This window comes from Pseudomonas sp. PvP100 (assembly GCF_017833055.1).
GTDB lineage: Bacteria > Pseudomonadota > Gammaproteobacteria > Pseudomonadales > Pseudomonadaceae > Aquipseudomonas > Aquipseudomonas syringae.
Window position 1 is genome coordinate 1,384,286 of sequence record NZ_JAFIBO010000001.1, and the last position, 11,286, is coordinate 1,395,571.

Annotated in this window: 11 protein-coding genes; 3 read left to right on the top strand and 8 right to left on the bottom strand. The window is 58.8% G+C overall.

The window, feature by feature from the left end:
- Positions 1 to 188: 188 nt before the first annotated feature.
- Entirely contained in the window at positions 189 to 1,001 is an 813-nt protein-coding gene (locus JOE39_RS06145) for a crotonase/enoyl-CoA hydratase family protein (protein WP_024665081.1), read from the top strand.
- 39 nt (positions 1,002 to 1,040) lie between these two features.
- A complete protein-coding gene (gene nudC, locus JOE39_RS06150) occupies positions 1,041 to 1,877 on the top strand; it encodes an NAD(+) diphosphatase (protein ID WP_024665080.1) in 837 nt (278 codons plus the stop codon).
- On the opposite strand, the gene JOE39_RS06155 is transcribed toward nudC, so the two are convergent.
- From JOE39_RS06155 to JOE39_RS06180, 6 genes are all read right to left on the bottom strand, one after another.
- Positions 1,845 to 2,624 carry a TSUP family transporter gene (locus JOE39_RS06155; RefSeq protein WP_003410257.1) on the bottom strand — a complete coding sequence of 260 codons (780 nt, stop codon included), beginning with the start codon at positions 2,622 to 2,624 and terminating at the stop codon, positions 1,845 to 1,847. The two genes, nudC and JOE39_RS06155, sit on opposite strands and share 33 nt — an antisense overlap.
- 92 nt (positions 2,625 to 2,716) lie before the next feature.
- The gene (locus tag JOE39_RS06160; protein WP_122220424.1) at positions 2,717 to 3,865 is read right to left on the bottom strand and encodes a Gfo/Idh/MocA family oxidoreductase; all 1,149 of its coding nucleotides are present in this window, start codon (positions 3,863 to 3,865) and stop codon (positions 2,717 to 2,719) included.
- A gap of 100 nt (positions 3,866 to 3,965) precedes the next feature.
- On the bottom strand, positions 3,966 to 4,733 hold the full coding sequence (locus tag JOE39_RS06165) for an SDR family oxidoreductase (protein WP_044312875.1): 768 nt from the start codon (positions 4,731 to 4,733) through the stop codon (positions 3,966 to 3,968).
- A 27-nt stretch (positions 4,734 to 4,760) separates the two neighbouring features.
- On the bottom strand, positions 4,761 to 5,828 hold the full coding sequence (locus JOE39_RS06170; protein ID WP_210077707.1) for a phosphotransferase family protein: 1,068 nt from the start codon (positions 5,826 to 5,828) through the stop codon (positions 4,761 to 4,763).
- A 212-nt stretch (positions 5,829 to 6,040) separates the two neighbouring features.
- A complete protein-coding gene (locus JOE39_RS06175) occupies positions 6,041 to 6,358 on the bottom strand; it encodes an SCP2 sterol-binding domain-containing protein (protein WP_003348992.1) in 318 nt (105 codons plus the stop codon).
- A gap of 55 nt (positions 6,359 to 6,413) precedes the next feature.
- Complete coding sequence (locus JOE39_RS06180) at positions 6,414 to 7,124, bottom strand: histidine phosphatase family protein (protein ID WP_032661600.1); 711 nt, start codon at positions 7,122 to 7,124, stop codon at positions 6,414 to 6,416.
- A 205-nt stretch (positions 7,125 to 7,329) separates the two neighbouring features.
- Between JOE39_RS06180 and sohB the strand changes: the two genes are divergently transcribed.
- Complete coding sequence (gene sohB, locus JOE39_RS06185) at positions 7,330 to 8,352, top strand: protease SohB (RefSeq protein ID WP_004404729.1); 1,023 nt, start codon at positions 7,330 to 7,332, stop codon at positions 8,350 to 8,352.
- A 550-nt stretch (positions 8,353 to 8,902) separates the two neighbouring features.
- Here sohB and JOE39_RS06190 read toward each other — a convergent pair.
- Both JOE39_RS06190 and JOE39_RS06195 read right to left on the bottom strand, forming a co-directional pair.
- Positions 8,903 to 9,397 carry a DUF934 domain-containing protein gene (locus JOE39_RS06190; protein ID WP_003306050.1) on the bottom strand — a complete coding sequence of 165 codons (495 nt, stop codon included), beginning with the start codon at positions 9,395 to 9,397 and terminating at the stop codon, positions 8,903 to 8,905.
- Positions 9,381 to 11,039, bottom strand: a complete 1,659-nt coding sequence (locus JOE39_RS06195; RefSeq protein WP_003410272.1) for a nitrite/sulfite reductase — start codon at positions 11,037 to 11,039, stop codon at positions 9,381 to 9,383. The genes JOE39_RS06190 and JOE39_RS06195 overlap by 17 nt, the downstream gene beginning before the upstream one ends.
- Between the last annotated feature and the right edge of the window lie 247 nt (positions 11,040 to 11,286).

The following is an 11,286-nucleotide window of genomic DNA, read 5'->3' on the forward strand; positions in this document are numbered from 1 at the left end:
TTGCTATTCATTACTGGACCTTAAGGTGATGCGGCCGTTCCCTCTATTTGAGGGGGCGGCCATATCCAATATAGCTGTGCGGGTGGTTTGCGGGTCCGGCGAATGTCAGTTCAGCCCGGTTACGATGTATCGGGTGCTGTTGTTATAGTCCTGCACCTGAACACCCCAATCTGCCTGAGGATCACGTCGTGACCGATTATCAAAGTTTCCGGGTCGAGCTGGCCGACAGCATTGCTCACGTACAAATCAACCGGCCTGAAAAACTCAACGCAATGAACGAGTCGTTCTGGACGGAGATAATCGACATTTTCGACTGGATAGAGCGCACTGACGAGGTACGCGTCGTGGTACTCAGCGGTGCGGGCAAGCACTTTTCGTCAGGTATCGATCTGGCACTGCTGGCCTCGGTCGCCAGCCAGATGGGCAAGGATGCCGGGCGTAACGCACGTCTGTTGCGGCGCAAGATCCGCGACATGCAGGCCTCGTTCACTGCCGTGGACAATTGCCGAAAACCGGTTCTCGCCGCCATTCAAGGCTATTGCCTGGGCGGCGCCATCGACCTGATTTCCGCGTGTGACATGCGTTACGCGGCCGCCGACGCGCAGTTCTCCATTCGCGAGATCGACATGGGCATGGCCGCTGATGTCGGCACGCTGCAACGGCTGCCAAGGATCATCGGTGATGGTGTGTTGCGCGAACTGGCCTACACCGGACGTACCGTCGGCGCTGAAGAGGCGCAACGGATCGGGCTGGTCAATCGCACCTTCGATGACCCGGACGGTCTGTTGCAGGGTGTCCTGGCGGTGGCTCGGGAAATAGCCGGCAAATCGCCCCTCGCCATTGAGGGCACCAAGCAAATGATCAGCTACATGCGTGATCACAGAGTGGAGGACGGTCTCGAACACGTTGCCATCTGGAACGCAGCCATGCTGCAATCACCTGACCTGAAATTGGCGATGGCTGCGCAGATGAGCAAGCAGAAGCCGGTCTTCGATAATTGATACATGACAAAGGCTCGAGTCTGAGCTAAGGAGTTTCCCATGTCGCGCCCGGAGCGTTGGACAACTGCAGTTCTGGATGTCGAGGCCCCTGGCGGTTTGGCTGTGGTTCAGGGGGATCAGGGTTTTTTGCTGGATGCCAATGGGGTGCTGTTCCCCAGAAACTGGCTGGCCGCGCAGGAGCTGCCGATACAGAGCGAGCATGGCATCGGCTATTTCGACGGGGAGCCTGTCTACCTGCTGGTGCTGGAACGCTCGGTTGCCGTCGAGGGCTGCGCCTGGCAGGGTTTGCGTCAGTTCATGCTGGACGGTGATTTTGCTGTTTTCCAGATGCTCGGCTACGCCGCGCAAGTCAGCACATGGGCCAGAGAACACCGTTTCTGCGGTGCCTGCGGTCGTCCCACCGTGCAGATTCGCGGAGAGCGGGCGATGTTCTGCGAACATGACAACCTGCGGCTGTACCCGCGTATTTCGCCGAGCATGATCGTGCTGGTTACTCGGGGTGATGAAATCCTGCTGGCCCGCTCACCGCGTTTCGTCACCGGTATGTACAGCGCACTGGCCGGGTTTGTGGAGCCGGGTGAGTCTGCTGAGGACTGCGTACACCGCGAGGTGATGGAAGAGGTGCAGGTACGCATCAAGAACCTCAAGTACCGGGGCAGCCAGTGCTGGCCGTTTCCGCATTCGATGATGCTCGGGTTCCATGCCGAATACGAAAGCGGCGAAATTGTGCCACAGGCAGAAGAAATCGAAGACGCACGCTGGTTTCATGTCGATGACCTGCCGCCGTTACCAGCCAATCGGTCAATTGCCCGTTACCTTATCGAGGCGTACCTGGCCGAGCGTTCAGGCGCCCCCGAACCAGTGCTGCCAGGCTAGGCGCACGGTCAGGCCCAGGACCACGGTGATGAACACCGGGCGGATGAATTTGGCACCGCCCTTGATCGCGGTGCCTGCACCGAAGTAGGCACCAAGCATCACCGCAAGGCCCATGCTCAGGCCGATGATGTAATCCACCTGGCCAGAAAAGATGAACACCGACAATGCCACGGCATTGCTGACGAAGTTCATGCTGCGCGCCACGCCGCTGGCCTTGACCAGATCCACCGGGTAGAGCAGCAGGGTACTGACTGTCCAGAAGGCACCGGTACCCGGCCCGGCAACACCGTCGTAGAAACCCAGTCCCAGTCCTTGCGGCAGCTGCCATTTCTTCTTGATCGGCGCATTGCTGTCCAGGGGCGCCTTGGGCGTGCCACCAAACAACAAGTACAGCCCGCAACCGAACACAATCACCGGCAACATCTGGTTCAGCCATTCGGCTGGCAGGTAATGGGCGATCACCGCGCCCAGCGCAGCACCGACTGCAGTACCGGCCACTGCATGCAGCCATTGGCCTGGGTCAAACAGCTTGCGACGGTAGAAGGTGAAACTGGCCGTCGCTGAACCAAAGGTCGAGCTGAGCTTGTTGGTGCCCAGCACCAGATGCGGCGGCAGGCCGGCTGTCATTAGCGCAGGGGTGGTCAGCAGTCCGCCGCCACCGGCGATGGCGTCTATGAATCCCGCTATGAAAGCTACCACGGCAAGAATGGCGAGGGTGGTCAGGTCGACGCTGAGTTCAAAAGGCATGGTGGCAGAGGGCTTATGGCGAGGACGGCAAAGGGGCAGAATGGCTGCCCGAACGTAGCGCATTCTACCCCTTGTACAACGTTTGCAGGAAGTCAGATGTCGGTGAGCGCGACCCAGCGTTGCTCGGCAGCGGCCACGCGAATGGCCGTCGCCAGGCGCTCGATTTGCCACGCTTCCTCGAAGTCCGGGCCACGGCTGCGCTGACCGCATACGGCCTGGATGAGCGCTTGTACTTCGAGCGCCTTGAGCTCGTTGTAGCCCAACTGGTGGCCGGGAGCCGGGCAGAATGCGGCGTAACCCGGTTGTGCAGGGCCGGCCAGCAGACGCTGAAAACCATCGCGTCCGGCTGCGCCTGTACGGTAGAGACGCAGCTCGTTGAGCCGCTCCTGATCGAACGCCAGCGTGCCCTTGGTGCCGCTGATCTCGAAACTCAGATGGTTTTTGTAGCCGTGTTTGAGCCAACTGCTGCTGAAGGTTCCGCGCGCACCGTTGGCAAAGCGCAGTAGCGCGTGGGTCTGGTCGTCCACTGCAATGGCGCGGATCTGCTGGCTGCCGAGGCTCGCCGGGCGTTCACGGTGTACGGTGCTGGAGTCGGCGCAGACTGCTTCGACATCGCCCAGCAAATGACGAGCCATCGCCAGCAAGTGGCTGCCCAGATCGGCCAGCGCACCGCCCGCATGCGCCGCTTCACAGCGCCACGACCAGGGTGACGCCGGATTACCCATGAAATCCTCGCTGAACTCGCCCTGAAAGCTGACGATCTCGCCCAGCTCGCCGGCTTCGATCATTTCTCTGGCAAGGCCGATCATCGGGTTGTACTGGTAGTTGTAGCCGACCTGGGTGACGACCCCCGCAGCCTTGGCGCTACGGCGCATTTCATCGGCCTGGGCGAGGCTCACGGCCAGCGGTTTTTCGCAGTACACCGCCTTGCCTGCAGCGATGGCGGCCATGGCCATGGGGAAGTGCAGGTGATTGGGGGTGGTAATCGCCACGATCTGCACGTACGGATCATCGATCAACTGTTGCCAGTCAGCGTGGCTGCGGTCGAACCCCCAGGCGCTTGCGCATTGCTCGGCGCGCGCACTGTCGGCGTCCGCCAGCGCGGAGAGCCGTATACGTGCAGGCAGATCAAGCGCGGCGTTGGCGTTGCCGAACGCCAACGCATGGGCGCGGCCCATGAAGCCGGTGCCGATCAGTCCGATACCCAATTGCGCAGGTGATGTGGAAAGGGATTCCCGCATGACATTCTCCAGAAAGGATTGTTGTTATGCGGAAAATATATTCCATATATTTTAATAATGGAAAATTAATTCAATTTCTTTTTGCCAGTCGCGTGAGCCTTCACGATAAGAAGCCGCCGTCGACGTTCAGCGCCACACCGGTGGTATAGCTGGAGGCCTCGCTGGCAAGGTAAAGCACCGCGCCGGCCATCTCGCTCGGAGCGGCAACGCGTTTCAGTGGAATTTGCGACAGCGCCATGTTGAGGATCGCGTCGTTCTTGACCAGTGCCGATGCGAACTTGGTGTCAGTCAAACCGGGAAGCAGGGCGTTGCAACGGATGCCGAACTCAGCGCACTCCTTGGCAAACACCTTGGTCATGTTGACCACGGCTGCCTTGGTCATTGAATAGACGCCTTGATAGGCGCCCGGCGATATCGCGTTGATGGACGCCACGTTGATGATGCTGCCGCCGCCGTTTTCGCGCATCAGCTTGCCGGCTTCGACGGACATGAAAAAGTAGCCGCGAATGTTGACGTCGATGGTCTTCTGAAAGGCGCCGGGATCGGTGTCCAGCACGTTGCAGAACTGCGGGTTGGTGGCGGCGTTGTTGACCAACACATCCAGGCGCCCGAACTGTTGGCGAATCTGCGCGAATGCACTGCTTATCTGTTCCAGCTCACCGATGTGGCAGGCAATGGCTGTTGCCTTGCCACCCTCGCTGACGATGGCGTCCGCCACCGCCTGGCAACCCTCGAGCCTGCGACTTGAGACGATAACGTGCGCGCCTTGCTGGGCCAGCAGCCGAGCAATGGCTTCACCGATTCCTCGGCTGGCACCTGAAACGAATGCAACCTTGCCATCAAGGTCGAAGAGCTGGGTTCTGGACATGTCATTTCCTTGTCTTGGCGCTGGCGGTCAGAGGCTGGATTTTTCGATCACGCTCAGGCTCATCTGCTCCAGCAACCTGTTCATGTGAATGAATTGGGCAAAGCGTTTGTCCTGGGTCTGGCCATGGAAAAACCGGTAGTAGATCTGTTGCACGATACCGGCCAGACGGAACAGGCCATAGGTGTAGTAGAAATCGAAATTGTCTATGCGCACGCCAGCGCGCTCGGCGTAATAGTCGACAAATGCCTGGCGGGTCAGCATCCCTGGCGCATTGCTCGGCTGGCGGCGCATCAATTGAACCGGGGCTGGATCGTCGGCCTGTACCCAGTAGGCGAGGGTGTTGCCCAGGTCCATGAGCGGATCGCCGAGCGTAGTCAACTCCCAGTCCAGCACGCCGATGATGTGCATCGGGTTGGCCGGGTCGAGGATCACATTGTCGAAACGGTAGTCGTTGTGCACGATGCTTGAGGTGGGCGAGTCGGCAGGCATTTTGTCTACCAGCCAGCGCTTGACCTGCTCCCACGCTGGAGCGTCCGGAGTCAGTGCTTTTTCATAGCGTTCGGACCAGCCGGAAATCTGCCGTTGTACATAGCCTTGCGGCTTGCCGAGGTCACCCAGGCCACAGGCCTGATAATCGACGCGATGCAAGTCCACCATCTTGTCGATAAAGTTTTTGCACAGCTGTTCGGTCTGTGTTGCATCCAGCGCCAGTTCCGACGGCAGGTCAGAGCGCAGGATGATCCCCTTGACGCGCTGCATGACGTAGAACTCCGAGCCGATCAGTGACTCGTCCGTGCAGTGCAGATACGCCTCGGGACAGTAGGGAAAGGCTTCCTTGAGCTGATTGAGAATGCGGTATTCGCGACCCATGTCATGGGCGGAGCGCGCCTTGTGTCCGAAAGGTGGACGACGCAGTACCAGTTCCCGCTCAGGGTACTGAAGCAGATAGGTCAGGTTCGATGCGCCGCCCGGAAACTGACTGATCGTCGGTGTGCCGTGAAGATCCGGCACGTGCGCCTTCAGGTACGCATCGATCAGGGAGGCGTCCAGTTCTTCGCCTTTGCGAATCTCGGTGGACTGGTCAGTCAGTGCCATACGTATCCCTTGTGTTTATTTTGGTCAGCGCAAACTATTGACTAATCTAATGATCGTCCAATCCACGATCAAGCATATGACCGCTTTATAGGCTAGCGTGTTGCCGGGCAATCAGTGGCTCTGATTGCTTTTTTACAGAAAGGTGCGCGCATAAAAAACCGAAGCCGGCAGGGCTTCGGTTTTCAGGTAGTACAGTCTGCTGCGCGGCAGGTTTATACCGGGAACAGTTCGCTGAGCTTCATGGCCAGCATCATGTCGCCTTCGGCACGCAGCTTGCCACCCATGAACGCCTGCATGCCGTCGGTCTCGCCGCTGACGATGCCCTTGAGGGTCTGGCTGTCCATGACCAGGGTCACGTTGGCGTCCGGGTTTTCGCCTTCCTGCAGTTCGCAGGTGCTGTCCTTGACGATCAGGGCGTAATGCTTGTCTTCGTCGGTTATGTTGAAGCCGAAGACCAGGTCCAGACCGGCAGCAGCAGCTGGGTTGAACTTGTTTTTCATGGTCTGTACAGCGTCTGCTACTGAGGTCATGGGGTGATCCTTTTAGAGTGAGTGCCAGCGTCCGACAGGACGCGATTGGCCGGGCTCAGCGATAGGTGATGAGCTCCGGCGCCTTCAGCAGTTGCAAATGTGTGTAACCGTTGAAGGAAGCCAGGGTCACGTCGTTGCCTTTGAATTTAAGCTGGTGCAACGACGTGTTGACGATGTGCCAGTGAAGCTCCAGCGCCTTTGATGCAGGCATTCCGGTAATAAGATGTAGCAGGGCGGTAATGGTGCCGCCGGAGGTGAATACCGCGATACGCTCATGCGGGCCGGCAGCCTGGAGAATCCGCTTCAGGCCTGCTTCAACGCGCGTCACAAACGCCTGCCAGCTTTGCAGCCCCGGTGTGTCGTGGTTGCCACTCAGCCAGCGCCTGGTAATCAGGTTGAACAGGCGCTGGAACCCTGCAGGATTTGCGGCGGCATCGCGCAGAATATCCAGCGCTTGTGGTTCCTCGTCGAGCATCGCCGGTATCAACGCCCTGATCACACCTTCGGCATCGAATTCATCGAACGCGCTGTCCAGTTGCACATCAGGCGTATCGAGGCCTGCCTCGGTGTACTGGCCCAGCACATACTGGGCAGTGTCTTTCTGGCGCATGAGCTCGCCGGACACACAGCGATCAAAGCTCAGGCGCTGCTCGGCAAGGTAGGCACCCAGCACCTGAGACTGACGAATCCCCACGGGCGAAAGCACGTCGTAATTGTCGGCACCAAATGAGGCCTGGCCATGTCGTATCAGGTAGATGCTGCCCACGTCCGTTTCTTCTCGGTACGCCGAAGGTTCACCGAGGTTATGAGGGATGCCGGGGGACTGTCAATAAAAAAACATACGCTCGTTTGAAATCATCGTTTTAATGGTTTGTAACGGGTCATTGGCTGGTGCGCCGCACAGGGCGTCGGTATGCTGCATTCATCACAGCCCTTGATTGGTAAGGGCCTGACACTAATGAGGGATATTCGTGGATTTCGTTGTCGATTACGCAAGTTTTCTGGCCAAGACCGTGACGCTGGTGATCGCCATCGTTGTGGTGCTGGTTGCCATTGCGTCCATGCGTGGCAAGGGCCGACGCAAGTCGTCCGGACAATTGCAGGTCACCCGGCTCAATGACTTCTATAAAGGCCTGCGCGAACGCCTTGAGCAGTCATTGCTGGATAAAGAGCGCCTGAAGACGCTGCGCAAGGAGCAAGGCAAGGCGCTGAAGAAAGAGAAAAAGCAGGCCGAGCCCAAGGCCCGTGTCTACGTGCTGGATTTCGACGGTGACATCAAGGCCTCGGCCACTGAAAGCATGCGTCATGAAATCACCGCGCTGCTGACCCTGGCCACCGACAGGGACGAAGTGGTGCTGCGCCTGGAAAGCGGCGGCGGTATGGTCCACAGCTACGGCCTGGCGTCCTCGCAACTGGCGCGCATCCGTCAGGCGGGCATCCCGCTGACCGTATGCATCGACAAGGTCGCTGCGAGCGGCGGCTATATGATGGCGTGCATTGGCAACAAGATCATCAGCGCACCGTTCGCCATCCTCGGGTCCATTGGCGTGGTGGCACAGTTGCCCAACGTCAATCGCCTGCTGAAAAAGCACGACATCGATTTCGAAGTGCTGACCGCAGGTGAATACAAGCGCACCCTGACCGTGTTTGGCGAAAACACCGAAAAGGGCCGCGAGAAATTCCAGCAGGACCTGGACATCACCCACGACCTGTTCAAGAACTTCGTTGCCAGCTACCGCCCGCAATTGTCCATCGACGAAGTGGCGACCGGCGAGGTATGGCTCGGCATGGCAGCGGTCGACAAACTGCTGGTCGATGAACTCAAGACCAGTGACGAGTACCTGGCTGAGCGGGCCAAGGATGCAGACGTGTTCCACCTGCACTACGTGCAACGCAAGAGCCTGCAAGAGCGCATGGGCATGGCGGCAGCGACCTCAGCGGATCAACTGGCCACCAAGTGGTGGGGACGTTTGACCCAGCAGCGGTTCTGGTAGATGTGAGTGAAAAGCTGACTTGAGTCGAGCCTCAATCAACCTGACATCCCAGAACCGCTGTGTGACGCGGAGCGTCACGAACTGCATTCCCACGCGAGCATGGGAACGATAGTCATCAGTTTCAGAACCGTGCCTTTAGCCAAATCCAAATTGCTCTAAAGTGCTTTTCAACCGCGATGGCCCTGACGACGCAGAGTGCGACGTAAGTGACGGCTGAGTCCTGGCGCTGATCCGGGGGGAGCCTGGCAGGACGCCAGGCTAGCCGCACCGGGCCATGGATGGCCCGTTGCGGCGACCCCCGGATCAGTGACAGGGCGAAGGAATCCGACGAAGTCGGGCCGGAAACGGAGCTGGGACTTTGCTCACTTTGGTCCCTCAAAGTGAGTCGCCGAGGGGCGAAAAGGTGACTTGAGCCGAACGCCAATCCACCTGACATCGCAGAATCGCCGTGTGACGCAGAGCGTCACGAACGGCATTCCCACGCGGAGCATGGGAACAATAGTCATCATTTCTCGAGCCGTGCCTTCAGCCAAATCCAAAGGGGCCTGAATCAGCGGCGGCGGAAAAGCGGCAGCGGCTCGTCGGTCGCAGCCTGATAGGTGACCGAGAAGTCCTTCAGACCTTCCAGCGCCTCGTAAGGGTCCTTGTCGGCACGCACTGCAAACGCATCGAAGCCACAGCGGCGCATATAGAACAACTGATCGCGCAACACGTCACCAATGGCACGCAGCTCACCCTTGTAACCATAACGATCACGCAACAGGCGCGCATTCGAGAAGCTGCGACCATCTGTGAAGGCCGGAAAATTCAAAGCGATGACCTGAAAATGGTCGACATCCTCGCCGATTTCCTCGGCCTCTTCATCGCTGTCCAGCCACACACCCAGACCGCCATCGCGTGCCTTGAGCGCATGCGCGTGTTCGCGCCACAGCGCCAGCGGAACGATCAGGTCGTCGCAGTTCGACAGGCTGTCAAAGGTCGTGTCCTTGGGCAATAGATGCCAGGTTTCATCGATGACTTCGTTGTTCTTAATGATTCGCTGCATAGACGCGCTCCTTGAAAGGGTCAATGCCAATACGTTGGTAGGTGTCGATGAAACGCTCGTCTTCGGTCCGTTTTTCAACGTAGACGTCGATCAGCTTCTCGATCACGTCCGGCATCGCCTCCTGCGCAAAGGAGGGGCCGAGAATCTTGCCCAGGCTCGCGTCACGGCTGGCGCTGCCGCCAAGCGAGACCTGATAGAACTCTTCACCTTTCTTGTCCACGCCCAGCACGCCGATATGGCCGACATGGTGGTGGCCGCAGGCGTTCATGCAGCCGGAGATATTCAGGTCCAGCTCGCCGATATCGAACAGGTAGTCCAGATCGTCGAAACGACGCTGGATGGATTCGGCGATCGGGATCGACTTGGCATTGGCCAGCGAGCAGAAATCACCGCCCGGGCAGCAGATGATGTCGGTCAGAAGGCCAATGTTCGGTGTGGCAAAACCATTGTCGCGCAGCTCGTTCCACAGGGTGAACAGCTCACTCTGCTCGACATCGGCAAGTATGATGTTCTGCTCGTGAGAGGTGCGCAGTTGACCGAAGCTGTAGCGATCGGCCAGGTCGGCGATGGCGTCCAGTTGCTTGTCGGTCACATCGCCAGGAGCGACGCCAGTTGGCTTGAGCGACAGGGTCACGGCAATGTAGCCAGGCTTCTTGTGCGCCAGCACATTGCGTTGACGCCAGCGAGCGAAGCCGGGATGTTGAGCATCCAGCGCTGCCAGTTCGGCGTGCTGATCGCTGAGTGCCTTGTATTGCGGGTCGACGAAGTGCCGGGAAACGCGCTGCACTTCGGCTTCGGTCAGGGTGGTCTGACCGCCACGCAGGTGAGCCATTTCAGCGTCGACTTTGGCGGCGAACACTTCGGGGGTCAGCGCCTTGACCAGAATCTTGATTCGCGCCTTGTACTTGTTGTCGCGACGGCCATAGCGGTTGTAGACCCGCAGGATGGCGTCGAGGTAGCTCAGCAGGTCCTGCCACGGCAGGAACTCATTGATGAAGGCACCGACGACCGGTGTACGGCCAAGGCCGCCGCCCACCAGAACGCGAAAGCCCAGCTCGCCCGCTTCGTTGCGCAATGGCTCGAGGCCGATGTCATGCACTTCGATGGCTGCGCGGTCACTGGTCGAACCATTGATCGCAATCTTGAACTTGCGCGGCAGGTAAGCGAATTCAGGGTGGAACGTAGTCCACTGGCGGACGATCTCGCACCATGGGCGCGGGTCTACCAGTTCGTCTGCGGCCACACCGGCAAACTGGTCGGTGGTGACGTTGCGCAGGCAGTTGCCGCTGGTCTGGATAGCGTGCATCTGCACGGTCGCCAGTTCAGCGAGAATATCGGGAACATCTTCAAGCGCGGGCCAGTTGAACTGTACGTTCTGGCGGGTGCTGATGTGCGCATAGCCTTTATCGTAGTCGCGCGCAATTTTCGCCATCATGCGCGCCTGGCGCGAGGTCAGCTGACCGTAGGGCACGGCGACGCGCAACATTGGCGCGAAGCGCTGAACATAAAGACCGTTTTGCAGGCGCAACGGTCGAAACTCTTCTTCGCTCAGTTCCCCGGCCAGGTAGCGTCGGGTCTGATCCCGGAACTGCTTGACGCGGTCCTCGATGATCTTCTGATCGTAATCGTCGTATACGTACATATAGGTCCTGTTCTCAGGCTTCGTCATGAAGCAGGGCAGTGGCGTCAGTCTGGAAAAAGCCCGCTGCTCGTTGTTTCCTGCTTCATCTGGTCAATTCTGCGCGCACGGCCGCGCACTCCCCGGGGAGCGAAGGCGACGATAGCAGTTTGCAGTTATCGATAAAAGTGATGTTTATATATATGCAAATCACTAAAAGCGATAAGCAAAACGACCCTTGTTCATATCCCTGCTTGCCGTGTGGGCAAGA

Coding starts and splice junctions, on each gene's coding strand:
- JOE39_RS06175 (WP_003348992.1), bottom strand. CDS start 6,358: ATGACCTCAGTAGCAGACGCTGTACAGACCATGAAAAACAAGTTCAAC.
- JOE39_RS06155 (WP_003410257.1), bottom strand. CDS start 2,624: ATGCCTTTTGAACTCAGCGTCGACCTGACCACCCTCGCCATTCTTGCC.
- JOE39_RS06160 (WP_122220424.1), bottom strand. CDS start 3,865: ATGCGGGAATCCCTTTCCACATCACCTGCGCAATTGGGTATCGGACTG.
- nudC (WP_024665080.1), top strand. CDS start 1,041: ATGTCGCGCCCGGAGCGTTGGACAACTGCAGTTCTGGATGTCGAGGCC.
- JOE39_RS06170 (WP_210077707.1), bottom strand. CDS start 5,828: ATGGCACTGACTGACCAGTCCACCGAGATTCGCAAAGGCGAAGAACTG.
- JOE39_RS06190 (WP_003306050.1), bottom strand. CDS start 9,397: ATGCAGCGAATCATTAAGAACAACGAAGTCATCGATGAAACCTGGCAT.
- JOE39_RS06195 (WP_003410272.1), bottom strand. CDS start 11,039: ATGTACGTATACGACGATTACGATCAGAAGATCATCGAGGACCGCGTC.
- JOE39_RS06165 (WP_044312875.1), bottom strand. CDS start 4,733: ATGTCCAGAACCCAGCTCTTCGACCTTGATGGCAAGGTTGCATTCGTT.